Here is a 25,665-nt window from a genome sequence, read left to right on the forward strand (position 1 = left end):
ACCCTTTGCGGGGCGCCGCGCTTTTTCTTTGGATGCCGTGTTGCCGAAGGTCAGCGGTGCCGGTTCTTCCGGTACGCGGCCCAGTCGTCCCACTTCATTTCAATACCGCATCGAGCGCACCGCGCAGTGCATTGGTCAGCAGCAGCGCCTCGGCGCGCGCCAGATCGTCGAGCGTGACGACGCGTTCCTCGGCGCCGAACGTGCGTTCGTCGAGCAGCACGCCGCGCATCACGCCCGGCAGCACACCGCTCGACAGCGGCGGGGTCACCCACCGGCCGTCGAGCTTCACGAACAGGTTCGAGCGCCCGCCTTCCGTCACCTCGCCGCGCTCGTTGACGAACAACATGTCGAAGCCGCCAAGCGCCTCCGCCGCCTGCCAAGCGCGGTCGTATTCGGCACGGCGCGTCGTCTTGTGCAGCAGCAGCGCGTCGTACGTGCGGGTCGGTGCGAAGCCGTGCGCGGACGCGAGCATCACGCCGACCGGCCCGGCGGGCAGCGATTTCAACGTCGCGGCCGTGATGTCGACCGTGCCATCCTTCGCGAGCGCGAGCTTCATCCGGTACGGACCGTCGCCGTCGAGCGCCGCGCAGCGCGCGTCGATCTCGCGGCGCAACGCATCGGCGTCGAGGCGAAAGCCGAATGCATCCGCGCTGCGCCGCAGCCGTGCTAGATGGCGCTCGAGATGCCGGATGCCGTCCGCACGCGTCGCGGCGGTGGTTTCGAATAACTGGAAGCCGGGATCGGCGTCGGTCAGGAATCGCGCTTTCAATTCGCACTCCGCATATTCGTCGGCGGCGACGCTGTCGAGCACGATGCCCGCACCGACACCCATCGTGCCGCGCCGCCTGCCGGCTGCGGCCGTTGCCGCGTCACGCGTGTCGATCGTTGCGGCGGCATCGACATCGACTGCCTCGAGCGTCAGCGTCCGGATCGCGACCGACAGGCAGAAATCGCCGCAGCCGGCCGCATCGTCGGGCGACGCATCGCCTGCCGATGCGCGTTCCGGCGGTGCGTCGAGCCAGCCGATCGCGCCCGTATAGAGCCCGCGCGGCGTCGACTCGATCGCGTCGATCAGTTCCATCGTCTTGTGCTTCGGCGCACCGGTGATCGATCCGCACGGAAACAGCGCGCGCAGCATCTGCGCGAACGTGGTGCCGTCACGCCAGCCGGCCTCGACCGTCGACGTCATCTGCCATACAGACGCGTACGGCTCGACCGAGAACAGCGCCGGCACCCTGACCGTGCCCGTGCGCGCGATCCGCGACACGTCGTTGCGCAGCAGGTCGACGATCATCACGTTTTCCGCACGGTTCTTCGGATCGTTCGCGAGGAACGCGGCGGCCGCCGCGTCGTCGCGCGGATCGGCCGAGCGCGGCGCGGTGCCTTTCATCGGCCGCGCGCGCAGCACATCGCCGTGCTTCTCGACGAACAGCTCCGGCGAGCACGACACGACCGACGCACCGTCGGGCAGCGCGATCAGCGCGCCATAACGCACCGGCTGACGCGCGCGCAGCCGCCGGTACAGCGCGAGCGGCGTGCCGAACATGTCGAAATTCAGCCGGTACGTGTAGTTGATCTGGTACGAATCGCCCGCGCGCAGCGCGTCGTGGACTGCGGCGATCGCCGCGTCGAACGCGTCGCGCGACACGCTCTTCGCGACATGCGCGACGCCCGCGATCGACGGCGGGCCGCCGCCGTCCTGCTGCGCGAGCCACGCGTCGACTTCGTCGCGCGACAGGCGCTCGCAGCGCGCATACAGCAAAAAGCGCAGCGGGGCATGGCCCGGCTGCGCTCTTTCAAGATTGCGTCCGAATTCGTAATCGCCGACGACGACCGCATGCAGCCCGTCGCGCAGATCCTGCGCCACCGCCGCATCGAGCTCGTCGAGCCGTGCCGGATCCGTGCACACGCGTTCGCGCACGAAACCGGAATACAAACGACTCGACCGCGCGGACGCGGTCGAGTCGCAATCGTCCAAGAGCGCGAACGACGCGCTCTCGTTGCCTTCAGTCATGCCGTTACTCGAAGAAGCTCTTCACCCGGTCGAACCAGCTCTTGCTCTGCGGGCTGTGACGTGCACCGCCCTCAGCCAGCGACTTCTCGAACTGCTTGAGCAGGTCGCGCTGCTGGTCGGTCAGCTTCACGGGCGTCTCGACCTGCACGTGTACGTACAGATCGCCCGCGATGCTCGAACGCAGACCCTTGATCCCCTTGCCGCGCAGGCGGAACGTCTTGCCCGACTGCGTGCCTTCCGGCACCGGGAACGTCGCACGGCCGGCCAGCGTCGGCACCTCGATCTCGCCGCCGAGCGCGGCGGTCGTGAACGGAATCGGCATCTGGCAGTGGAGATCGTCGCCGTCGCGCTCGAACACCGAGTGCGGCTTGATGTGGATCTCGACGTACAGGTCGCCCGGCGGCCCGCCGTTGATGCCCGGCTCGCCGTTGCCGGCCGAGCGGATCCGCATCCCGTCGTCGATGCCGGCCGGGATCTTCACTTCGAGCGTCTTGGTTTCCTTCACCTTGCCCGACCCGTGGCAGTGCGCGCACGGTTCGGGAATGTAGGTGCCGGTGCCGTGACACTTCGGGCAGGTCTGCTGGATGCTGAAGAAGCCCTGCGACATGCGCACCGTGCCCTGGCCGTGGCAAGTCGGGCAGGTTTCCGGCTTCGTGCCGGGCTTCGCGCCCGAACCGTGACAGACTTCGCACGACACCCAGCTCGGCACGCGGATCTGCGTGTCGTAGCCGTGCGCGGCCTGCTCGAGCGTGATTTCCATGCTGTAGCGCAGGTCGGCACCGCGATACACCTGCGGACCGCCACGGCCGCCACGCGCGGCACCGCCCGCGGCCTGACCGAAGATGTCGCCGAAGATGTCGCCGAACGCATCCGCGAAGCCGCCGAAACCCTGTCCGCCCGCACCGCCCATGTTCGGATCGACGCCCGCGTGGCCGTACTGGTCGTACGCCGCGCGCTTCTGGTCGTCCGACAGCATTTCATAGGCTTCCTTCGCTTCCTTGAAATGCTCTTCCGCATCCTTGCTGTCCGGATTGCGGTCAGGGTGATACTTCATCGCAAGCTTGCGATACGCCTTCTTGATTTCGTCGTCGCTCGCATTCTTCGCGACGCCCAGAACCTCGTAGTAATCCCGTTTCGCCATATCGATTCGCTGTGCCGACGCGCGTCACGCACGCGGCGGCTCCTTTCGCCCGCAGTAAAGTCTCTCGACTCGTCTGGCGCTGCGCCGTCCGCGGACGGCTCGCGCAGCACCCGCCAAAAAACAAATGTGCCCGGAGGGCCGCGAAGCCCGCCAGGCGTGGAGTCGATCCGGCCATCCGGAAGGAAAGACAGACCGCTGTTCAGCCGCGCCGCGCGCGTGTCGCGCGCGGCGTGCGGTGCCATGGCAACCCGGCTTAGTCCTTCTTCACTTCCTTGAACTCGGCGTCGACGACGTCGTCCGCAGCCTGCTGCGCACCGCCCGCGTGGGCCGCGCCTTCTGCTGCACCCGCCGCGCCGGCCGCACCGGCCTGCTGCGCCTGCATGTCGGCGTACATCTTTTCGCCGAGCTTCTGCGAAGCCTGACCGAGTTCCTCGACCTTCGCGTCGATCCCCGCCTTGTCGGCCGACGTATCCTTCAGCACGTCCTCGAGCGACTTCAGCGCCGCTTCGATCTTTTCCTTCTCGCCCGCGTCCAGCTTGTCGCCGTACTCGGTGAGCGCCTTCTTCGTGCTGTGGACCAGCGCGTCGCCCTGGTTGCGCGAATCGGCCAGCTCGCGCAGCTTGTGGTCTTCCGCTGCGTTCGCTTCCGCGTCCTTGATCATCTGGTCGATTTCAGCGTCGGACAAGCCCGAGTTCGCCTTGATCGTGATCTTGTTTTCCTTGCCGGTCGCCTTGTCCTTCGCGCCGACGTGCAGGATGCCGTTCGCGTCGATGTCGAAGGTCACTTCGATCTGCGGCACGCCGCGCGGCGACGGCGGGATGCCTTCGAGGTTGAACTCGCCGAGCAGCTTGTTGCCTGCCGCCATCTCGCGTTCGCCCTGGAACACCTTGATCGTCACGGCCGACTGGTTGTCGTCCGCCGTCGAATACACCTGTGCGTGCTTCGTCGGGATCGTCGTGTTCTTGTTGATCATCTTCGTCATCACGCCGCCGAGCGTCTCGATGCCGAGCGACAGCGGGGTCACGTCGAGCAGCAGGACGTCCTTGCGGTCGCCCGACAGGACCTGGCCCTGGATCGCCGCGCCGACTGCGACGGCTTCGTCCGGGTTCACGTCACGGCGCGGATCCTTGCCAAAGAACTCCTTCACCTTCTCCTGCACCTTCGGCATGCGGGTCTGGCCGCCGACCAGGATCACGTCGTCGATGTCCGACACCTTGACACCGGCGTCCTTGATCGCGATGCGGCACGGTTCGATCGTGCGCTCGACCAGATCCTCGACCAGCGCTTCCAGCTTCGCGCGGGTGATCTTCAGGTTCAAGTGCTTCGGACCCGATGCGTCGGCCGTGATGTACGGCAGGTTGATTTCGGTCTGCTGGCTCGACGACAACTCGATCTTCGCCTTTTCAGCGGCTTCCTTCAGGCGCTGCAGCGCGAGCACGTCCTTCGACAGGTCGACGCCCTGCTCCTTCTTGAACTCGCCGATGATGTAATCGATGATGCGCTGGTCGAAGTCTTCGCCACCGAGGAACGTGTCGCCGTTGGTCGACAGCACTTCGAACTGCATTTCGCCGTCGACGTCCGCGATCTCGATGATCGACACGTCGAACGTGCCGCCGCCGAGGTCATACACGGCGATCTTGCGGTCACCCTTCTCGGCCTTGTCGAGGCCGAACGCGAGCGCGGCCGCGGTCGGCTCGTTGATGATCCGCTTGACTTCGAGGCCCGCGATGCGGCCGGCGTCCTTGGTTGCCTGACGCTGGCTGTCGTTGAAGTACGCCGGCACCGTGATCACGGCTTCCGTGACCGGCTCGCCGAGGTAGTCTTCGGCCGTCTTCTTCATCTTGCGCAGCACTTCCGCCGAAACCTGCGGCGGCGCCAGCTTCTCGCCGTGCGCTTCGACCCATGCGTCGCCGTTGTCGGCCTTGATGATCGCGTACGGCATCAGGCCGATGTCCTTCTGGACTTCCTTCTCTTCGAAGCGGCGGCCGATCAGGCGCTTCACCGCGAACAGCGTGTTCTTCGGGTTGGTCACGGACTGACGCTTGGCCGGGGCGCCGACGAGCACTTCGTTATCGTCCATGTAGGCGATGATCGACGGCGTCGTGCGCGTGCCTTCCGAGTTCTCGATGACCTTGACCTGGTTGCCTTCCATGATGGCGACGCACGAGTTCGTGGTGCCGAGGTCAATACCGATGATCTTTCCCATTTTTCCTAATCTCCAGAAATGCCTGTTTGCTGCGCGAAACCCCGCTTTTTTGGGCAGTTTCGCGCGCCAGAATTCAACTCTGTTCCCGAAATGCGTCCGGCCGATCCGTTTTCAAGACCCGCCAGGCGATGCGGATATTAAATTTTTTCAATCGCCGCCGGTAGCCGGATCGTGCGGACCGTCGTCGCGGTCCGACGGCGCCCCTGCCGCCGCGGCGATCTTCGCGCGCGCCGCCGACACCGCCGCCTGGAACTGCGCAAGGCCATGCCAACCGGTCGCGCGGCCGAGCCGCTTGCCGCGGTGGAAAAAGAACCACGTCGGCACGCCGTGCAGGCCGAAGCGGCGCCCCAGCTCATGATGTTCGTACACGTTGCAATGGAACCACTTCAGGTCCAGCGCGCGGATCGCGTCCGGCTGGGCGAGCATCGCCTTCTTCGCGATCTCGCAGTTGAAGCAGTCGACGCCCCAGAAGAACACCACGGCGAGCGCGTCGCCGACGCCGGCGATCCCGGCGTCGAACGTGTCGGCCGCCAGCGCCTGCATGTCGAACGCTTCGAACGCGGCCGGATCGACGCCGGTGGGGGCCATCGCGGCCGCCTTACTTCGGCTGGGCGACCGTGACGAGCGCCGGGCGCAGCACGCGGTCCGCGATCGTGTAGCCTTTTTGGAGGACGGTCACGACGGTATTCGGCTCCTGATCGGCCGGCACCATCGAAATCGCCTGGTGCTGGTGCGGATCGAACTTCTCGCCGACCGGGTTGATCGCGACGACGCGGCCCTTCTCGAGCGCGCTCGTCAGCTGGCGCAGCGTCAACTCGACACCTTCGCGCACCTTCGTGATGTCGCCGGACGTGTCGCTGACGGCGGCCTCGAGGCTGTCCAGCACGGGCAGCAGGTGCTCAGCGAAGCCCTCGATCGCAAACTTGTGCGCCTTCGAGACGTCTTCCTGCGCACGGCGGCGGACGTTCTCGGTCTCGGCCTTCGCCCGGAGGAAGCTCTCCTGCAGCTCGGCGACCTTGGCTTGAGCCTCCGCGAGCGCCGCGTCGGCTGCTTCGGCGGCGGGAGCAGCGCCTTGCGCCGCCTGCTTCTCGCTGCCGATGTCTTCGGCCGATTGGGTAGCCGGGTTCTCTTGCGTGTTTTCCATGTCGCTGAAAGTCGATTAGAGGTTGAAGCCAAATCGGCAACCGCCGGACCGTATGCCGGCGGCACCGCACATTGTTGGTGCAAATAAGGGCGAAAACTGCGATTTCAAGAGGGTTATTCGCCGGCATTCGCCAATACCGCGAAACAACCGCGCTGCGCGTCGCCCGATTGCGCGCATTTGTCGCCAGATTGGACGAAACGGCCTGTAACAACGCTTACCAGGCAAGTACTAGCTCGCCACAGGGGGCTGCACTACACTCCACTCAAGCGTCGAGAAAGCGCGTTTACCCTAGCTTACCGTCGCCTGACATCCACCTGGCGCTGCATTCACCGTCCCATCGAGGCGAGTACCGTGAAACTGACCTTTGCCATATCGGTGGTCGCGCTGGTACTGATTGCCGGCACCACCACCATCTGCCTGTCCGGGGCCGTGACCGACCGCACGACCGAATACGGAAGCGCGCGGGCGACGTTCGATCAGATGTTCAGCTCCCACCAGAAAATCTGTCGATGATGCGCCGGTCGCGCTTGGTCGGCCGGCCGTGCAGTTCCGCCGCCGGCTCGCGATACGTGCGGCGCCGCTCCAGTTCGGCGAGCCGCGCGACGCGCCCCGCTTCCGTTTCCTCGTAAAGCGTTTGCGCGATGCTCGCGGGCCCGCGCACGTCGCAAATACCCAGCACGGCAATGTGCCAGACGACACCGTCGATCGCAATCTCGACCTCGTCGCCGACGCGCACGTCCTTCGCCGGCTTGACCGCCGCGCCACCGATCTTCACGTGGCCCTTGTCGACCGCGTCGGACGCGAGCGAGCGCGTCTTGAAGAAGCGCGCTGCCCACAGCCATTTGTCGATGCGCAGCTTCGCGCTGGGTTCCGTCGAAATCTTGTAATTCATCGCGTTCAACTCACCGTTTCGGGCTGTGCGGCCTTCACCGGCCAGCCCTGCAGATTCTCGGCGACGATTTCGCCCACCGCGCCGATCCACGCGGGCGCGCCGTTCAGGCACGGAATCCGGTGGAAGGCCTGGCCGCCGCCCGCGATGAACTCGTCACGCACCTCCATCCCGATCTCCTCGATCGTCTCCAGACAATCGGCCGTAAAACCAGGACAGAACACGTCGGCCCGCCGCACGCCGGCCTCACCGAGTTCGCGCAGCGTCGGCGCCGTATACGGCTGCAGCCACTCCGCCTTGCCGAAGCGCGACTGGAACGTCACGCGGCACTCGAGTGTCGACAGCCCGAGCGCGGCCATCAGCAGCGCGCCCGTCTGCTGGCACTGGTCATGATAGGGGTCGCCCAGGTCGAGCGTGCGTTTCGGCACCCCGTGAAAGCTCAGCACGAGCTTGTCGCCGGCCGCGAAGTCGGGCCGGCCGTGCTGCGCCCAGTATTGGCGCACCTGCTCGGCAAGCGCGTGGATGTAGGCCGGGTGGTCGGCATATTGCCGCACCGTGCGCACTTCCGGCTGGTTACGCATCCGCGCGAGCGCGGCGAACGCGGCATCGAACGCGGTCGCGGTGGTGGACGCCGAATATTGCGGATACATGGGCATCAGGAGCACTCGCTCGACGCCCGCGCGCTTGAACTGCGCGAGTGCCTGCGCAATGCCCGGACTGCCGTAGCGCATCGCGTAGTCGACCGTCACCTGGTAGTCGTTCGATGCGAGCAGGTGGCGCACGCCTTCGGTCTGGCGCTCGGTGTACACGCGCAGCGGCGAGCCCTCGGGCATCCAGACGGCCGCGTATTTCTTCGCGGACGCGCGGCCGCGCAGCGGCAGGATCAGCGTGCGCAGCAGCACCTGCCAGACGACCTGCGGGATTTCGACGACGCGGGGATCCGACAGGAATTCGGCCAGATAGCGCCGCACCGCGCGTGGCGTCGGGGCGTCGGGCGTGCCGAGATTGATCAGCAGCACGCCGATGCGATGGGCGGCCGCAATGCTCGAAGGCGGCTCAAGATCGAAACGCATGGGCAGGAACGTGCTCGGGGCACGCAGTCGAACGGCCTTCAATTATAGCGGGCCGCCTCGCTCCGGTCGGCTGGCCGTTCGGCCGACTGGCGACGCACGGAGCGTCGCGGCACGATGGCGGAACGGTAACAGCTCGGGTTACTGCTGGCTCAGCGTGAGCGACAGCAGCCGCGCGGTGATGTCGACGATCGGGATCACGCGGTTGTACGCCATGCGGGTCGGGCCGATCACGCCGAGCGTGCCGACGATCTGGCCGTTCACCTCGTAGGGCGCGGTCACGACGCTCATTTCCTCGATCGGCACCAGCGTCGATTCGCCGCCGATGAAGATCTGCACGCCCTGGGCGTGGCTCGACACGTCGAGCAATTGCAGGAGGCCCGTTTTTTGATCGAACACGTCGAACAGCTTGCGCAGCCGCGCCATGTCGGACGACAGATCCGCCACTTCGAGCAGGTTGCGCTCGCCGGAAATGAGCACGGTGTCCTCGGTGTCGGGCACCTCGGTGCTGGCCGTCACGGCCGCATGCATCAGCGTGGTCATGTCGCCGCGCAGCTGGTCGATCTCGTCACGCAGGCGGCGGCGCACCTCGTCGAACGACAGCCCGGCGAAATGCGCATTGATGTAGTTGGACGCCTCGGTGAGCTGCGACGGCGAATAGTCGCGCGGCGTCGCGAGCATCCGGTTCTGCACGTCGCCCTCGGGCGTGACGATGATCAGCAGGATGCGCTTGTCCGACAGCCGCATGAACTCGATCTGCTTGAACACGTGGCTGCGGCGCGGCGTCAGCACGACACCCGCGAACTGCGACAGGTTGGACAGCACGCTCGCCGCGGCGGCCACCACCCGCTGCTGCGGTTCGCCGGCCTGCAGCGTGTTCTGCACCTGGCGCGCGACGGCCTCGGCATCGATCGGCGCCTCGACCGTCAGCATCGTGTCGACGAACAGGCGATAGCCGCGCGGCGTCGGCACGCGGCCGGCCGACGTGTGCGGGCTCGACACGAGGCCGAGCTCCTCCAGGTCGGACATCACGTTGCGGATCGTTGCCGGGCTCAGCTCGAGCCCCGAGTAACGGGACAACGTGCGCGAGCCGACCGGCTGACCGTCGGCGATATACCGTTCGATCAGGGTTTTCAGGAGGGTTCGTGCGCGAGGATCTAGCATGGTGGAAAATTTTAGCGCAACCGCGCGAGCACGGCGAGTGGCCGCGGCCACTGTCGCGCGGGCTGACCGATCCGGCCCCGTCTTCACACAGCCGGTTCTTTTCGTCAACGAGCTATGGTGTAATGCCGGCATGAAAACCGGTAATCAGTTCAATACTGTCGCGCTCGTGGGCCGGAGCAACACGCCCGGCATCGCCGAGCCGCTCGCCACGCTGGCTGGCTGCATCGCGAAGCTCGGCTTCGAGGTCGTGTTCGAAGCCGAAACCGCGCGCGAGATCGGCATCTCCGGATATCCGGCGCTCACCCCGGCGGAAATCGGCGCGCGCGCGGACGTGGCAGTCGTGCTCGGCGGCGACGGCACGATGCTCGGCATCGGCCGCCAGCTCGCGCCGTACAAGACACCGCTGATCGGGATCAACCACGGGCGGCTCGGCTTCATCACGGACATCGCGGCGGCCGACATGCAGGCGCGCGTCCCGGTGATCCTGTCGGGCAAGTTCGAGCGCGAAGAGCGCTCGCTGCTCGAGGCCCGGATCGTGCGCGACGGCGAACCGATCTACCATGCACTCGCGTTCAACGACGTCGTCGTGAACCGCAGCGGCTTTTCCGGGATGGTAGAGCTGCGCGCGTCGGTCGACGGCCGGTACATGTACAACCAGCGTTCGGACGGCCTGATCGTCGCCACGCCGACCGGCTCGACCGCGTACGCGCTGTCGTCGGCCGGGCCGATCCTGCACCCGCAACTCCAGGGCATCGTGCTCGTGCCGATCGCGCCGCATGCGCTGTCGAACCGGCCGATCGTGCTGCCCGACGATTCGAAGATCGCGATCCAGATCGTCGGCGGCCGCGACGTCAACGTGAACTTCGACATGCAGTCGTTTACCGCGCTGGAGCTGAACGACACGATCGAGGTGCGCCGCTCGAAGCACACGGTGCCGTTCCTGCATCCGGTCGGCTACAGCTATTACGCGACGCTGCGCAAGAAGCTGCACTGGAACGAACACGCATCGAACGAAGACGACAAGGCGTCCTGACGCACCCGAGCCCGACACCATGCTTCGCCACCTCTCGATTCGCGACTTCGTCATCGTCGCCGCGCTCGATCTCGAATTCGACAGCGGCTTCACCGTCTTTTCCGGCGAAACCGGCGCCGGCAAATCGATCCTGATCGACGCCCTCGCCCTCGCGCTCGGCGAACGCGCCGACGCGAGCGTCGTGCGCGCCGGCTGCGGCCGCGCCGACATCACCGCCGAATTCACGCCGCACGACCGCGTCGCGCGCTGGCTCGACGAACACGCGTTCGACGCCGAGGACACCGTGATGCTGCGCCGCGTGATCGACGCGAACGGCCGCTCGCGCGCGTTCATCAACGGCACCAGCGCGACGCTCGCGCAGCTGCGCGAGCTCGGCGAGATGCTGGTCGACATCCACGGCCAGCACGCGCACCAGTTGCTGATGCGTCCCGATGCGCAGCGCGAGCTGTTCGACACGCACGCGGGGCTCGTCGCCGATGCCGCGAACGTCGCACGCGCGTGGCGCGTCTGGCGCGACGCGACGCAGGCGATCGACGCCGCGAAGGCGCACGAGCGCGAACTGCAGCTCGAACGCGAGAAGCTCGCATGGCAGCTCGCCGAGCTCGACAAGCTCGCACCGCAACCGGGCGAATGGGACGAAGTCGGCAGCGAGCACAAGCGCCTGTCGCATTCGGCGAACCTGATCGCCGGCGTGCAGGGTGCGCTCAACGCGTTGTCCGAGGCCGACGACGCGATGCTCCCGCAGCTCGGCGCGATCGTGTCGAAGCTGCGCAGCCTGGCCGACTACGACACGGGGCTCGGCGACGCGCTCGCATCGCTCGAACCTGCCGAGATCCAGCTGCAGGAAGCCGTCTATTCGCTGTCGCACTACGCGCAGCGCCTCGATCTCGACCCGGCCCGGCTCGCGCAGGTCGAAACGCGCCTGGACGCGCTGCACTCGACCGCCCGCAAGTTCCGGCTACCGCCCGACACGCTGCACGAGGAACATGCGGCACGCCGCGCGCAGCTCGCCGCGCTTGACGCAGCCGCCGATCTCGGCGCGCTCGAAGCCGCGCAGGCCAAGGCATGGGAAGCCTATCTCACCGACGCGAAACACCTGTCGAAGGCGCGCGCGCAGGCAGCGAAGGCGCTCGGCACGGCCGTCACGGCCGGCATGCAGGAACTGTCGATGGCGGGCGGCAGCTTCGAAGTCGCGCTCGTGCCGCTCGCCGACGGCGGCCCGCACGGGCTCGAGCAGGTCGAATTCCGGGTCGCGGGACACCCCGGCGTGCCGCTGCGGCCGCTCGCGAAAGTCGCGTCGGGCGGCGAACTCGCACGGATCAGCCTTGCGCTCGCTGTGATCGCGAGCGCCGCCAGCCCGACACCGACGCTGATTTTCGACGAAGTCGACACGGGCATCGGCGGCGGCGTCGCCGAGGTGGTCGGCCGCCTGCTGCATCAGCTCGGGCGTGACCGCCAGGTACTGTGCGTGACGCACCTGCCGCAGGTCGCCGCGCGCGGCGACCATCACTTCCAGGTCGCGAAGGGTGCCGACGACCGCGGCGGCACCGTCTCGTCGGTCGTCCCGCTCGACAAGGCGAGCCGGGTCGAGGAAGTCGCCCGCATGCTCGGTGGGCTCGAGATCACCGCGACGACGCGCAAGCACGCTAAGGAAATGCTGGCGGCTTGACGCGGGCACCCGCCCCCGAACGCGAAAAGACCGGCGCATGCGCCGGTCTTGTTTCATCGGCAGCAGCGGCGGCCCGATCACGCCCGCCCTGCCCGGTGATTCGAACGCTCGATTCGAACGCCCGACTCAAACACCCGTTTCGACCGCGCCGAACACCCGCTCCCACAACGCCGTCACGGCCGCCCGCTCGTCGGCCACCAGCGCCGGATCAACCCGCGCCTTTTCCATCCCGTCGAGCCGCAGCTTGTGCTGCAGCTTCCGGTACTTGCGGTACGCGGCGCCGACACGTTCGGCTTCGTCCTCGCCCATCAGCCCGAACCGGGCGACTTCGCGCAGCAGTGCGATATTGCCGGTGTTGCGGATCAGCTCGGCATCGCTCGACGCATGCAGCAGCACCCAGTACTGGACGATGAACTCGATATCGACCATCCCGCCGCGATCGTGCTTCAGGTCGAACAGCTCGGTCTGGTTCGGGTGGCCGGCGAACACCTTGCCGCGCATGTCGACGATCTCCTTCGCGAGCACCGCCCCGTCACGCGGCGTCGTCAGCACCTGCCGGCGGATCGTCTCGAAGTCCGCGCCGATCTGCGCGTCGCCCGCGCTATAGCGGGCACGCGTCAGCGCCTGATGCTCCCACACCCACGCGGTGTTCGCGGCGTCGCCCTCGCGCAACTGGTAGCGGCGGAACGCGTCGAGATCGGTCACGAGCAGTCCGGCCTCGCCGTTCGGCCGCAGCCGCAGGTCGATGTCGAACAGCGCGCCCGCGCCGGTCGCGGTCGTGAGCCACGTGATCAGCCGGCGCGTAAACGTCGTGTAGACGTCCGCCGAGCGCTCGTCGGGGTCGTCGTACAGGAAGATCAGGTCGAGATCCGATGCGTAGCCGAGCTCCTTGCCGCCGAGCTTGCCGTACGCGATCACCGCGAACTTCGGCACGTCGCGGTGGCGCTTCGCGAGTTGCGACCAGACCACCTCGATCGTCACGTCGAGCACCGCGTCGGCGAGTTCCGACAGACGATCGCTCACGTGCTCGACCGACAGCTGGCCCGCCAGATCGATCAGCAGGATGCGGAACACCTCCGCGTGCTGCGCATGCCGCAGCAGGTCCATCTGCTGCTCGGGGCCGTCGGCGGCTGCCAGGCGCGCACGCAATGCGTCCTTGAACGCGGGCCAGTCGAACGGGCTCGCGATCGCTTCGTCGTCGAGCAGTTCGTCGAGCAGTTGTGGGTGGCGGATCAGGTAGCCGCCGCCCCAGCGCGTCGCGCCGAGCACCGACAGCACGCGATCGAGCGCGGCCGGATACTCGGTCAGCAGCGCGAGATAGACGCCGCGCCGGCTGACCGTCTCGAGCAGGTCGAACAGCCGCACGATGGTGTCGTCGCGGCGCGCGGCGTCGATCCGCGGCGCGGCCTCGAGCGCGCGTTGCGCGACGCTGTCGAAGCGTTGCCGGCTCTTTTCCGGCAGGCCCGCGTAGCGCGACGACTGCCAGATCGCGCGCAGCCGCGCGAGCACGGTCGCCGGATCGCTGAAGCCGAGGCCGTCGAGGCGCGCGCGCAGCGCGTCGTCTTCGCCGTCGTCGGCGAGCGCCCCGCTCCAGATCCACGACACGGTGGTGTCCTCGCCCGCCGCGCAGGGGCCTCCGTTCGCCTTGTCGGCAAAGATCTGGTCGAACTGCGCCTCGACGAAGGTGCGGTGGCCGTCGAGCACCGTCATCAGCGCCGCGTAATCGGCAAAGCCGAGCGACGCGGCCAGCACCGCGCGCTCGCCTGGATCGACAGGCATCGCGTGCGTCTGAGCGTCGTCACGGTACTGCAGCCGATGCTCGAGCGTGCGCAGGAAGTTGTAGGCTTCGGTCAGGCGCTCGCGCACGTCCTCGCCGATCAGCCCGCGCGCCTGCGCATGGCGCAGCACCGCGAGCGTCGGCCGCACGCGGAATTCCGCATCCTGGCCGCCGCGGATCAGCTGGAACACCTGCGCGCTGAATTCGATCTCGCGGATCCCGCCGCGCCCGAGCTTGATGTCGTCGGCCTTGTCGGGCCGCATCGACGCGCGGCGCGCGGCTTCCTGGCGAATCTGCTGGTGCAGCGAACGGATCGCGCCGATCACGCCGAAGTCGAGATAGCGGCGGTACACGAACGGCTTGACGATCGATTCGAGCTGCGACTCGAGCCGCCGCGCCGCGTCGCTGTCGCCTTCCGACACGAGCCGCCCCTTGATCCACGCGTAGCGCTCCCATTCGCGCCCCTGCACGTAGAAATATTCCTCGAGCATCCCGAGGCTGCACACGAGCGGCCCCGAATCGCCGTTCGGGCGCAGCCGCATGTCGACGCGAAACACGTAGCCGTCGGCCGTGACTTCGGACAGCACGCCGATCAGGCGCCGGCCGAGCCGCGTGAAATATTCCTGGGTGGACAGCGGCGAGCGCGTGCCGCCGGCCGTCTCGCCGTCGTCCTCGTAGACGAAGATCAGGTCGATGTCGGACGACACGTTCAGCTCGCGGCCGCCGAGCTTGCCCATCCCGACCACGCCCAGCACGACGCGCTGGCCGTCGGCGCCGCGCGGCTCGCCGTACATCGCCTCGAGTTCGACCGACAGCAGCGCGAGCGAGCGCTGCACGGCCACCTCGGCGAGATCGGTCATCGCGGACGTCACCTCGGCGACGTCCGCGACGCCGCGCAGGTCGCGCTCCGCGACCGCGCCGAACACCTCGACACGCAACTGCCGCAGCGCGCGCTTCAGTTGCTCGTCGCCCGGCGCGGCCGCGCCGGCCGGCGATGCGAGCAGTTCGGTCAGGCGCGCGTCGAGCTGCGCGCGAGCGAGCGGCGCGGCGGCCCACGCGGCGATCTGGTCGGACAGCGCGGGACGCGCGGCCACCGCGCGGGCGATATAGCGGGAGTAGGACGGGCTGATCAGGGCGGAAGCGTCGGTCATCGAAAAGCGGGCCTGGCGGTAAGGCCCGCCGCCGCGGGAGAACGCTTGCGCGCCCCGCCGCCGACAGGCCCCGTGGACTCGGCGCAGTGTCGCGACGCGGATGCGCCGCCGCGAAAACCGCGCGCCGGAAAGCCCGTGCCACGCTGCCGCAACGGCCGCCGGCACGAACCCCTGTGATACATTTCAACGTCAGTCTGCAAAACTACCATATCGCCGCCCTTCCGCCGCATGTCCGACCGTCAGGAATCCGCCTTAGCTGAGCCCGAAGCGGGACCTCCGAAGCACGATCATCCAGTCCTGCGTCGCGTGTTCAGGGTGACGCTGGCGGTCGGGATCGGCACGTACTTCGTCGCGGCCGGCGCGTTCCTCGGGCTGCGCTACGTGGTATTGCCGCGCATCGACGAATTTCGCCCGCGCATCGAGCGCGCGGTGTCCGACAAGCTCCACGCGCAGCTTTCGATCGGCAAACTGTCCCCCCACTGGTCCGGCATGCAGCCGGGCGTCGAAGTCGCCAACCTCACCATTCGCGGCCGTGACGGCCAGATCGCGTTGTCGGTCCCGCACGCGACGGCCGCGCTGTCGTGGATGTCGCTGCTGCGGCTGTCGCCCGCGCTGTCGAGCCTGATCGTCGACCATCCGGACCTCGTCGTCGCGCGCGCGGCCGACGGCTCGCTGAGCATCGCGGGCGTCGGCGTCGCGACCACCCATGGCGGCAACGACACGTTCAGCACCTGGCTGCTGAAGCAGGAAGCGATCGTGCTGCGCAACGGCACGCTGCGCTGGCGCGACGCGCAGCACGACGCACCGGAGCTCGCGCTGTCCGGCATCCGCCTCGCGGTGCTCAACCACGGCCGCGAGCACAAGGCCGCGCTGCAGGCGCCCGCGAACGGCACCCTGCTGCTCGGGCCGCTCGATTTCCGCGCGCGCTTCCGGCACAAGCCGCTCGCACCGATCGGCAAGCCGACGAACTGGACCGGCGACGCGTATCTGTCGACCGGCCCCGTCGACTTGCAGACGCTCGGCCGCTATCTCGACATCCCGCTCACGATCCACGCGGGCCGGATCGACAACGCGATCTGGGCGGCCTTCGAGAACGGCCACCTGCGCTCCGCCGGCGGCGACCTGCAGGGCGCCGACGTCGTGTTACGCGTGCGGCCGACCCAGCCGCGCCTCGACGTGCCGACGGTCGGCTTCGGCTGGGACATGGCGCTCGACACCGGCCGCGACTACACGCTGCACCTGACGCGCTTCAACGCGGAGCTCGGCCAGCCGCCGCTGCCGGACGGCACGCCGCTCGCCCGCTCGCTCGCGCTGTCGACGCTGACCGCCCGCTACCGCGTGCCGGCCGCCGACCAGGGGCAGTTGCTGAGCGTCGTCGGCGACCGCGTCGATCTCGGCATCCTCAGCGAGTTCATCCGCGGGCTGCCGCTGCCGGCGCGGCTGCGCAACGAACTGATCAAGCTCGACCCGCGCGGGATGGTGTCGAACTATCACATCGAGGTCGAACGCGCGAAGCCGGCGCGGGCCGAGCTCGCCGACGAAGAGCGCCGCACCGGCGCCGCACCGATCGTCCGCTACCGCTTCCTCGGCGACCTGCAGGGCATCAGCTTCGCCGCGCAGGAGCCGCCTCCCGGCCTCTCGCCGCGCGGCCATCCGCGCGCCGGCTGGCCGGGCGTCGAGAACCTGTGGGGCCGCGTCGACGCGAACGAGACGGGCGGCGCCGCGCACTTCGATACCGTCAACGCGGCGGTCACGGTGCCGGGCGAATTCGATGAGCCGCGCCTCACCTTCGACCGGCTGCGCGGCAACGCGAAATGGGTGATCACGCCGGCGCCGGGCGAGAAGCACGCGCGCGTCGACGTGACGTTGCCGGACCTGTTCGTCGCGAACCCGGATGCGGAAATCGCGGTGTCGGGCTCGTATACGAACCCCGGCCACGGCCGCGGCTCGCTCGACCTGCGCGCGGATTTCGCGCGCGCGTCGGTGGCGCGCATTCCGCGCTACCTGCCGACCGGGATGTCCGAGCACCTGCGCGACTATCTCGGCCATGCGCTGCAGGACGGCCAGGTGACCAAGGGCGCGTCGATCGTCGCCCGCGGCCCGCTCGAGAAATTCCCGTTCGAACACGAGCCGGACGCCGGCGTGTTCCATATCGTCGCGCCGTTCACCGGCGGGCGCTTCGAGCCGACGCCGTACCCGCCGCGCAAGCTCGCGAACGGCACGCCGAGCGTCTGGCCTGCACTCGACGGGATCGACGGCGTGTTCGAGCTCGCGCAGAACAAGCTGCGTTTCGACATCGCGCGCGCGCACTACAAACGCGTCGCGCTGACGAAGGTTGCCGGCCGGATCGACGATCTCGGCAACCCGTCGAAGTCGCCGCTCGTCATCGACGGCCATGCGCAAGGCCCGCTCGCGGACCTGATCGACTACGCGGACAACAGCTCGCTCGGCGCGATGAGCGGGCACATCGGCCGGCGGATCGATGCGCAGGGGCCCGCGGCGCTCGCGCTCAAGATCACGATTCCGCAACACGTTCCGCATCCGCATACCCACGTCGAAGGCGCACTCGCGTTCGGCGGCAACACGCTGTCGACCGACGGCGTGCCGCCGCTGTCCGCGCTGCGCGGCAGCGTCCGCTTCTCCGAGACTGGCGCGTCGCTGCACGACCTGTCGGGGCGCTTCCTCGGCGGCCCGGTGCGCGCGAACGGCAACTTCCAGTCGCACGGCCCGTACGCGGTGGACGTCGACGGCAAGCTCGCGCTCGACGCCGCGCGCGGCCTGAACCTGCGCGGCACGGCCGCGGCGCTGCTCGAGCACGCGGTCGGCGACGCGCCGTACCAGCTCGCCGTGCGCGGCGCGCCGGGCCGTCTGCCGGAGGTCACCGCGCGCTCCGACCTGACGGGCGTCGCGCTCAACTTCCCTGCGCCGTTCGCGAAACCGGCCGGCACGCCGATGCCGTTCCGCTTCACGCTGCAGCCGGCCGCCCAGGCGGGCGGCAAGCGCCTCGAGCATGCCGACCTGACGCTCGGCCCCGTGGCCGCGACCTACCTGCTCGACGCGACGCCCGGCCAGCCGCTGCGCGCGGTGCGCGGCGCGATGGGCATCCACCGGATGCCCGACCTGCCGCAGGACGGCGTGAGCGCCGCCGTCGACGTCGACGAACTCGATGCCGACGCCTGGCTCGCGCTGGCCCGCACGCTGCAGCACGACGCGACGCGCGCGCCGGAACCGCAAGCCGCGCCGCGCATCGACGTCGCGAGCTTCACGCCGAAGCGTTTCGCGCTCCACTTCGGCACGTTGAAGCTGCTCAAGCGCAACTGGGAAAACGTGATCATCGGCGCGTCGCACATCGACGAGCTGTGGCAGGCGAACATCGCGTCGAACCAGGTCTCCGGCTACCTGTCGTGGGCGCCGGGCGGCGGCCACAACGGCGCGGGCGTGCTGAACGCGCGGCTCGCGAAGCTCGTGATTCCGCAGAGCGCGCAGCACGACCTCGTCGGCCGCGCGATGAACCTGCCGACGCCGACCGACCGGCCGATGCCGTCGGTCGACCTGATCGTCGACCAGGTCGTTGCACGCGATCACGACATCGGCCGGCTCGTCGTCAATGCGCGCAACATCGAGGAAGATGGCGCGCCGGTGTGGCAGCTCGACAAGCTCGAGCTGGCGAACCCGGCCGCGAAGCTGACGGCGACCGGCAACTGGCGCACGTCGCGCCGCGCGCTGGCCCGCGGCGTCGACGAGAACGATGCACCGCGCCGCAGCGTGTTCGACTTCAAGCTCGACGTCGGCAACGCGGGCGCGCTGCTCGACCTCGTCGGCCTGCCGCGCACGCTGGCGGACGGCCACGGCACGGTGACCGGCAAGGTCGGCTGGCGCGGCGGCCCGACCGCGGTCGATCTGCCGTCGCTCGGCGGCCAGATCGCGCTCGACCTTGAGCACGGCCAGATCCTGAAGGTCGATCCGGGCGCCGCGAAACTGCTCGGCGTGCTGAGCCTGCAGAGTCTCGCGCGCTTCCTGACGCTGAATTTCCGCGACGTGATCGGCAAGGGGCTGCCGTTCGACAAGATCACGGGCACCAGCCGGATCTCGAACGGGATCGCACGCACCGACGACTTCTCGATGAAGGCTGCGCCGGCGAACGTGACCGTGCGCGGCGCGGTCGACCTCGGCACCGAGACGCAGGACCTGCACGCACACGTCGCGCCGAAGATCGGCGCCGGCACGGCGGCGATCGCGGCCGCGATCATCAATCCGCTGCTCGGCGTCGGCGTGCTGGCGGCGAACTACGCGCTGTCGGAAACGCTGTCGCATGCGTTCGCGCTCGACTACGCGATCACCGGTTCGTGGGCGCATCCGCACATCGAGCGGGTGCGGGGCGATCAGGGTAAGATGAATCACGGTCCGGCCGATGCGGCGAGCTACTGACGCGCGCAAGGTGCCGGGCCGCACCCCATTTATGACGCAACCGATCCAGCGATGACCGATCACACCCGTTCCGCCACGCCCTTTCGGGTCGCCGCGCTGCAGATGGTGAGCACGCCGGAGGTCGCGCGCAATCTCGCCGAAGCCAGACGCCTGATCGCGGAAGCGGCCGGCGACGGCGCGCAGCTCGTGCTGCTGCCCGAGTATTTCTGCTTCATGGGCCATCGCGACACCGACAAGCTCGCGCTCGCCGAACCCTACCGCGACGGTCCGATTCAGCGCTTCCTTTCGGAGGCGGCGCACCGTCACGGCGTCTGGGTGATCGGCGGCACGCTGCCGCTGAAGGCGCCCGAACCCGATCGCGTGCTGAACACGACGCTCGTGTTCGACCCGACCGGCCACGAAGCGGCCCGCTACGACAAGATCCACCTGTTCAACTTCGAGAAAGGCGACGAATCGTTCGACGAGGCGCGCACGATCCGCGCGGGCGACACGGTCGTCGCGTTCGACGCGCCGTTCGGGCGGGTCGGCCTGTCGGTCTGTTACGATCTGCGCTTTCCGGAGCTGTATCGCAGGATGGGCGACTGCGCGCTGATCGTCGTGCCGTCGGCGTTTACGTATACGACGGGCCGCGCGCACTGGGAAATGCTGCTGCGCGCGCGGGCCGTCGAGAACCAGTGCTACGTGCTCGCGGCCGCGCAAGGCGGCAAGCACGAGAACGGCCGGCGCACCTGGGGCCACAGCATGCTGATCGACCCGTGGGGCGAAATCGTCGCGGTCCGCGACGAAGGTGCGAGCGTCGTGACCGGCGCGCTCGATCCGCAGCGCATCGCCGACGTGCGCCAGAGCCTGCCCGCGTGGCGGCATCGCGTGCTGGCCTGAACATCCGATCCGCCCTGGCGCTTGAAACGCCGCCCGGCCAACCCATCTGCCCAGCACGCACCCGACAACTTTTTGAGAACCCTCGATACCCGCATGAACATCATCGAACCCGGCATCCGCAATCTTGCGCTGGCGAAGGACATCCTCCTCACGCCGTACGGCCTCGACGAGAGCCTGCTCACGCGCACGATCGCCGACATCTTCACGCATCGCGTCGACTACGCGGACCTGTACTTCCAGGCGACCCGCAGCGAAGCGTGGAGCCTCGAGGAAGGCATCGTGAAGTCGGGCAGCTTCAGCATCGACCAGGGCGTCGGCGTGCGCGCGGTCGCGGGCGACCGCACCGCGTTCGCCTACTCGGACGATCTGTCGCCGGAAGCCATCGCCCAGGCGGCAGCGGCCACCAAGGCGATCGCGGCGGCCGGCGGCGGCCGCCAGAAGATCAAGGCGGCGACGTCGCTGAAGGGCATCTCGGGCCGCGACCTGTACCTGCCGTCCGATCCGCTCGCGTCGCTCGACGCGACGGCCAAGGTCAAGCTGCTCGAGCGCATCGAGCAGATGGCGCGCGGTCGCGACCCGCGCGTCACGCAGGTGATGGCGGGGCTCGCCGGCGAATACGACGTCGTGCTGGTCGCGCGCAGCGACGGCGCGCTCGCCGCCGACATCCGCCCGCTCGTGCGCGTGTCGGTCACGGTGATCGCCGAACAGAACGGCCGCCGCGAAATCGGCTCCGGCGGCGGCGGTGGCCGCTTCGACTACGGCTACTTCACCGACGAAGTGCTGTCGCGCTACGTCGACGACGCCGTGCACGCGGCGCTCGTGAACCTCGACGCGCGCCCCGCCCCGGCCGGCGCGATGACGGTCGTGCTCGGGCCGGGCTGGCCGGGCGTGCTGCTGCACGAGGCGATCGGCCACGGCCTCGAGGGCGACTTCAACCGCAAGGGTTCGTCGGCGTTCGCCGGCCGGATCGGCGAGCAGGTCGCCGCGAAGGGCGTGACGGTGGTCGACGACGGCACGCTGCCGAATCGCCGCGGCTCGCTGAACATCGACGACGAAGGCAACCCGACGCAGTGCACGACGCTGATCGAGGACGGCATCCTGAAGGGCTACATCCAGGACACGCTGAACGCGCGCCTGATGAAGATGCCCGTCACCGGCAACGCGCGGCGCGAGTCGTATGCGGCGCTGCCGATGCCGCGCATGACCAACACGTACATGCTGAACGGCGACAAGGATCCGCAGGAAATCATCGCGTCGGTGAAGAACGGCCTGTACGCGGTGAACTTCGGCGGGGGCCAGGTCGACATCACGAACGGCAAGTTCGTGTTCTCGGCGTCCGAGGCGTACATGATCGAGAACGGCAAGATCACCTACCCGGTGAAGGGCGCGACGCTGATCGGCAGCGGTCCGGAATCGCTGAAGTACGTGAGCATGATCGGCAACGACATGTCGCTCGACTCGGGCGTCGGCGTGTGCGGCAAGGAAGGCCAGAGCGTGCCGGTCGGCGTCGGCCAGCCGACCCTGCGGATCGACAAGATGACGGTCGGCGGTACGGCATAACCGCATCGCGGCGCAGACAATCCGCGCATTTTGACGAAAGCGCGCGGATTGTCCGCATTTTCGAGCGTCCCCGGTTGCCAGCAGCCCGGCGACCGGGTATAAATTCCGAATCAACTTTTTTGACGAACCGAATCTCCGTCATGTCCGCCAAGTTTTATTTTTACTTTTTTTGGCATCTCAGACCGCTGGCGGATCGAGAGGGTTGATGGCGCGTAAAGCGCAACCGAAATTCCCGAAAAAACCGCCGGCGAACCCGGCGGTTTTTTTTCGCCCTTCGCCCACCCGGTCGCCGCCGCAGCGCATCCCGCGGCCCCGACCGAAATCACTGAATTGCTTGAATTGATGAATCTGCCGCACGCGCACTGACCGAACGGCGCCCGCAAAATGAGGAGAAACAGCATGCCCCCGCACAACACCGACGACGTCCGCATTCGCGAGCTCAAGGAACTGACGCCGCCCGCCCACCTGATCCGCGAATTCGCGTGCTCCGAGGCCGCGTCCGAGCTGATCTACAACTCGCGCCAGTCGATGCACCGCATCCTGCACGGGATGGACGACCGGCTGATCGTCGTGATCGGGCCGTGTTCGATCCACGATACGAAGGCGGCGATCGAGTACGCGGGGCGGCTCGTGAAGGAGCGCGAGCGCTTCAAGGGCGAGCTGGAAATCGTGATGCGGGTGTACTTCGAGAAGCCGCGCACGACGGTCGGCTGGAAGGGGCTCATCAACGATCCGCACCTCGACAACAGCTTCAAGATCAATGAAGGGCTGCGCACCGCGCGCGAACTGCTGCTGCAGATCAACGAGATGGGGCTGCCGGCCGCGACCGAATACCTCGACATGATCAGCCCGCAGTACATCGCCGACCTGATCTCGTGGGGCGCGATCGGCGCGCGCACGACCGAGTCGCAGGTGCACCGCGAGCTCGCGTCGGGGCTGTCGTGCCCGGTCGGTTTCAAGAACGGCACCGACGGCAACGTGAAGATCGCGGTCGACGCGATCAAGGCCGCATCGCAGCCGCACCATTTCCTGTCTGTGACCAAGGGCGGCCACTCGGCGATCGTGTCGACGGCCGGCAACGAGGACTGCCACGTGATCCTGCGCGGCGGCAAGACGCCGAACTACGACGCGGACAGCGTGAACGCCGCGTGCGCGGACATCGGCAAGGCCGGCCTCGCCGCACGCCTGATGATCGACGCGAGCCACGCGAACAGCTCGAAGAAGCACGAGAACCAGATCCCCGTGTGCGCGGACATCGGCCGCCAGGTGGCGGCCGGCGACGAGCGCATCGTCGGCGTGATGATCGAGTCGCACCTCGTCGAGGGGCGCCAGGACCTGAAGGAAGGCTGCCCGCTGACCTACGGCCAGAGCATCACCGACGCGTGCATCGCGTGGGACGACAGCGTGAAGGTGCTCGAAGGTCTCGCGGAATCGGTGAAGGCACGGCGCGTCGCGCGCGGCAGCGGCAACTGATCGCCGGCAGGCCCGAGGCGGCGCGTGCCGCCCGCGGCCTACCGCCTGCTCCGCACGAAAAAAGCCCGGCTCGCGCCGGGCTTCTTTCGTTGGCGGGCCGCCGCCGTCAGGATCTCACTCGAGCGCGCCCGAGCCGAAGATCTCGGTATTGATGCGCTCCGGCGCGACGCCGAGCGCGACCAGCGCGTCGCGCTGTGCCTTCATGAACGCGATCGGGCCGCAGACGTAGTAGTCGGCATCCGGCACCAGCGCGTATTGCTTCACGCGTTCCGGCGTCAGGCGCCCTTCGAGGTCGTGATCGATGCCGCCCCGGTCGTTCGGGCCGACCAGTTCGTACAGCACCGTGCGCTTCACGTTCGCGTGTTCGCGCACCGTATCGTTCAGCCAGTCGCGGAACGCATGCACCGCACCCGAACGGCATGCGTGGACGAACCGCACCTCGCGCGTGCTGCCTTCGCCGACCAGCGTCGATGCCATCGACACCATCGGCGTCAGGCCGACGCCACCGGAGATCAGCACGACCGGCGTATCGACGCCGCGCTTCAGCGAGAATTCGCCCATCGGCGCGGTCACTTCGACGACCGCGCCCTCCTCCACGCCGTCATGCATCAGCGTCGACACCTTGCCGGCCGGAATCGCTTCCGGCTGGCCGGCCTCGCGCTTCACCGAGATGCGCAGCCATTTGCCGTGCGGCGCGTCGGACAGGCTGTACTGGCGCGGCTGGTCGACGCCGAGGTCGCCGACGAAACGCTTTACCGTGACGTACTGGCCCGGCGCGAAGGTCGGCGCCTCGCCGCCGTCGGCGGGCGTCAGGTAGAACGACGTGATCTCGTCGCTTTCACGCACCTTGCGGGCGACCTTGAACGGACGGAAGCCGCTCCACGCGGCGCCCGCGTAGAGGTCTGCCTCGGCGCCGATCAGGATCTGCGCGAGCTGGCCGTACGCGACACGCCATGCCTCGAGCGTCTGGGCATCGACCGCGTCGCCGAGCACTTCGACGATCGACGCGAGCAGGTTCTCACCGACGATCGGGTAATGCTCGGGACGGATGTTCAGGCTCGCGTGCTTGTGCGCGATGTGCGACACCGCTCCGCCGAGCGCGCCGAGGTTGTCGATGTTCGCCGCATACGCATAGACCGCCTTCGCGAGCGTCTCCGGCTGGCTGCCGGTCTTCTGGTGCGTCTGGTTGAACAGGTTCTTCAGTTCCGGATGGCGCGCGAACATGCGCTGGTAGAAGTGCTTCGTGATCGTCGCGCCGTGAACGGCGAGGACAGGGGCAGTGGCCTTCACACGAGCCATCTGGTCAGCGGTGATGTGGGTCATGTTCGTTTTCTCCGTTAAACATGCACATACGATACATCTTTAAGAATCGACGCCCCTCGGGCAAATTGTCGCAGCGCGCAAAAACGCTGCTGCGCGTCAGCGGACGCGCCCGCGCTCCCACAGCACGTCCGAGCCGCCATCCGCGCGGTTCAGCACGCGCGCCAGCACGAACAGCAGGTCCGACAGCCGGTTCACGTAACGCCGCGGCGCATCATTGAGCGTCTCGGTGCGCCCGAGCCCGACGATCGAGCGCTCCGCGCGCCGGCACACCGTCCGGCAAACGTGCGCGAGCGACGCCGCGCGCGAGCCGGCCGGCAGGATGAATTCCTTCAGCGGCGGCAGCGTCGCGTTGTAGTCGGCCAGCCACCGGTCGAGGCGCGCGAGGTGCGTGTCATCGAGCACCGCGTGGCCGGGAATGCACAGCTCGCCGCCGAGATCGAACAGGTCGTGCTGGATCGTGACGAGCGCAGTGCGCACGTCGTCCGGCAGCGGCTCGGCGAGCAGCACGCCGAGGTTCGAGTTCAGCTCGTCGACGTCGCCGATCGCGGCGATCCGCGCATCGTCCTTGCCGATGCGCCGTCCGTCGCCGAGGCCCGTGGTGCCGTCGTCGCCCGTGCGCGTCGCGATCTTGCTCAAGCGGTTGCCCATGCGAATGTCCTCTCGTGCGCGGCCGCCATGCGGCCCGGTTGCCCAGGAACGCGATTATCGCAGCCTGCGGCGGCGGGCGCAGCGGGCGTTACAGCG

Annotated in this window: 19 protein-coding genes; 7 read left to right on the forward strand and 12 right to left on the reverse strand. The window is 68.1% G+C overall.

The features are described from left to right. Nucleotides 1-94: 94 nt before the first annotated feature. The 5 genes from ACV22W_RS18085 to grpE all read right to left on the reverse strand — a co-directional run bounded on the left by ACV22W_RS18085 (nt 95) and on the right by grpE (nt 6,505). The gene (locus tag ACV22W_RS18085) at nt 95-2,014 is read right to left on the reverse strand and encodes a chorismate-binding protein (protein ID WP_448020833.1); all 1,920 of its coding nucleotides are present in this window, start codon (nt 2,012-2,014) and stop codon (nt 95-97) included. 4 nt (nt 2,015-2,018) lie between these two features. Continuing rightward, nucleotides 2,019-3,155 carry a molecular chaperone DnaJ gene (gene dnaJ, locus ACV22W_RS18090; protein WP_059535417.1) on the reverse strand — a complete coding sequence of 379 codons (1,137 nt, stop codon included), beginning with the start codon at nt 3,153-3,155 and terminating at the stop codon, nt 2,019-2,021. A 253-nt stretch (nt 3,156-3,408) separates the two neighbouring features. Beyond that, complete coding sequence (dnaK, locus tag ACV22W_RS18095; protein WP_448020835.1) at nt 3,409-5,361, reverse strand: molecular chaperone DnaK; 1,953 nt, start codon at nt 5,359-5,361, stop codon at nt 3,409-3,411. Nucleotides 5,362-5,508: 147 nt separating this feature from the next. Beyond that, nucleotides 5,509-5,949 (reverse strand): thioredoxin family protein, encoded by a 441-nt coding sequence (locus tag ACV22W_RS18100; protein ID WP_448020837.1) that lies wholly within the window; start codon nt 5,947-5,949, stop codon nt 5,509-5,511. A 10-nt stretch (nt 5,950-5,959) separates the two neighbouring features. Then, a complete protein-coding gene (grpE, locus tag ACV22W_RS18105) occupies nt 5,960-6,505 on the reverse strand; it encodes a nucleotide exchange factor GrpE (protein WP_059465453.1) in 546 nt (181 codons plus the stop codon). A 351-nt stretch (nt 6,506-6,856) separates the two neighbouring features. On the opposite strand from grpE, the gene ACV22W_RS18110 reads away from it, so the two are divergent. Further along, nucleotides 6,857-7,018, forward strand: coding sequence for a hypothetical protein (locus tag ACV22W_RS18110; RefSeq protein WP_006476841.1), 162 nt, complete (start codon nt 6,857-6,859; stop codon nt 7,016-7,018). Here ACV22W_RS18110 and ACV22W_RS18115 read toward each other — a convergent pair. From ACV22W_RS18115 to hrcA, 3 genes are all read right to left on the reverse strand, one after another. Next, a complete protein-coding gene (locus ACV22W_RS18115; RefSeq protein WP_448020840.1) occupies nt 6,990-7,397 on the reverse strand; it encodes an RNA-binding S4 domain-containing protein in 408 nt (135 codons plus the stop codon). The genes ACV22W_RS18110 and ACV22W_RS18115 overlap by 29 nt on opposite strands. Nucleotides 7,398-7,402: 5 nt before the next feature. Then, the gene (gene hemH / locus ACV22W_RS18120; protein WP_448020841.1) at nt 7,403-8,467 is read right to left on the reverse strand and encodes a ferrochelatase; all 1,065 of its coding nucleotides are present in this window, start codon (nt 8,465-8,467) and stop codon (nt 7,403-7,405) included. Nucleotides 8,468-8,605: 138 nt separating this feature from the next. Next, complete coding sequence (gene hrcA, locus ACV22W_RS18125; protein WP_011544637.1) at nt 8,606-9,628, reverse strand: heat-inducible transcriptional repressor HrcA; 1,023 nt, start codon at nt 9,626-9,628, stop codon at nt 8,606-8,608. A gap of 130 nt (nt 9,629-9,758) precedes the next feature. Between hrcA and ACV22W_RS18130 the strand changes: the two genes are divergently transcribed. Then, nucleotides 9,759-10,661 (forward strand): NAD kinase, encoded by a 903-nt coding sequence (locus ACV22W_RS18130; protein ID WP_059535408.1) that lies wholly within the window; start codon nt 9,759-9,761, stop codon nt 10,659-10,661. A gap of 19 nt (nt 10,662-10,680) precedes the next feature. Next, nucleotides 10,681-12,330, forward strand: coding sequence for a DNA repair protein RecN (recN, locus tag ACV22W_RS18135; RefSeq protein WP_448020843.1), 1,650 nt, complete (start codon nt 10,681-10,683; stop codon nt 12,328-12,330). Nucleotides 12,331-12,456: 126 nt separating this feature from the next. On the opposite strand, the gene glnE is transcribed toward recN, so the two are convergent. Beyond that, nucleotides 12,457-15,258 (reverse strand): bifunctional [glutamate--ammonia ligase]-adenylyl-L-tyrosine phosphorylase/[glutamate--ammonia-ligase] adenylyltransferase, encoded by a 2,802-nt coding sequence (glnE, locus tag ACV22W_RS18140; protein ID WP_448020845.1) that lies wholly within the window; start codon nt 15,256-15,258, stop codon nt 12,457-12,459. Between the two features lie 228 nt (nt 15,259-15,486). Here glnE and ACV22W_RS18145 point away from each other — a divergent pair, with 228 nt between their 5' ends. From ACV22W_RS18145 to tldD, 3 genes are all read left to right on the forward strand, one after another. Beyond that, nucleotides 15,487-19,686 carry a YhdP family protein gene (locus ACV22W_RS18145; protein WP_448020846.1) on the forward strand — a complete coding sequence of 1,400 codons (4,200 nt, stop codon included), beginning with the start codon at nt 15,487-15,489 and terminating at the stop codon, nt 19,684-19,686. Between the two features lie 51 nt (nt 19,687-19,737). Beyond that, nucleotides 19,738-20,565, forward strand: coding sequence for a carbon-nitrogen hydrolase family protein (locus tag ACV22W_RS18150; RefSeq protein WP_448020847.1), 828 nt, complete (start codon nt 19,738-19,740; stop codon nt 20,563-20,565). 93 nt (nt 20,566-20,658) lie between these two features. Further along, a complete protein-coding gene (tldD, locus tag ACV22W_RS18155) occupies nt 20,659-22,125 on the forward strand; it encodes a metalloprotease TldD (RefSeq protein WP_059451318.1) in 1,467 nt (488 codons plus the stop codon). Nucleotides 22,126-22,235: 110 nt separating this feature from the next. Here the strand turns inward: tldD and ACV22W_RS18160 are convergent, their stop codons facing one another. Continuing rightward, on the reverse strand, nt 22,236-22,526 hold the full coding sequence (locus ACV22W_RS18160) for a hypothetical protein (protein ID WP_448020848.1): 291 nt from the start codon (nt 22,524-22,526) through the stop codon (nt 22,236-22,238). On the opposite strand from ACV22W_RS18160, the gene aroG reads away from it, so the two are divergent. Then, entirely contained in the window at nt 22,525-23,598 is a 1,074-nt protein-coding gene (gene aroG / locus ACV22W_RS18165) for a 3-deoxy-7-phosphoheptulonate synthase AroG (protein WP_059465445.1), read from the forward strand. The two genes, ACV22W_RS18160 and aroG, sit on opposite strands and share 2 nt — an antisense overlap. A gap of 114 nt (nt 23,599-23,712) precedes the next feature. Here the strand turns inward: aroG and hmpA are convergent, their stop codons facing one another. Both hmpA and ACV22W_RS18175 read right to left on the reverse strand, forming a co-directional pair. Then, the gene (gene hmpA, locus ACV22W_RS18170; protein WP_448021018.1) at nt 23,713-24,954 is read right to left on the reverse strand and encodes an NO-inducible flavohemoprotein; all 1,242 of its coding nucleotides are present in this window, start codon (nt 24,952-24,954) and stop codon (nt 23,713-23,715) included. A gap of 63 nt (nt 24,955-25,017) precedes the next feature. Continuing rightward, on the reverse strand, nt 25,018-25,569 hold the full coding sequence (locus ACV22W_RS18175; RefSeq protein ID WP_448020850.1) for a cob(I)yrinic acid a,c-diamide adenosyltransferase: 552 nt from the start codon (nt 25,567-25,569) through the stop codon (nt 25,018-25,020). Between the last annotated feature and the right edge of the window lie 96 nt (nt 25,570-25,665).

The sequence above is a fragment of the Burkholderia sp. AW49-1 genome (assembly GCF_053427845.1).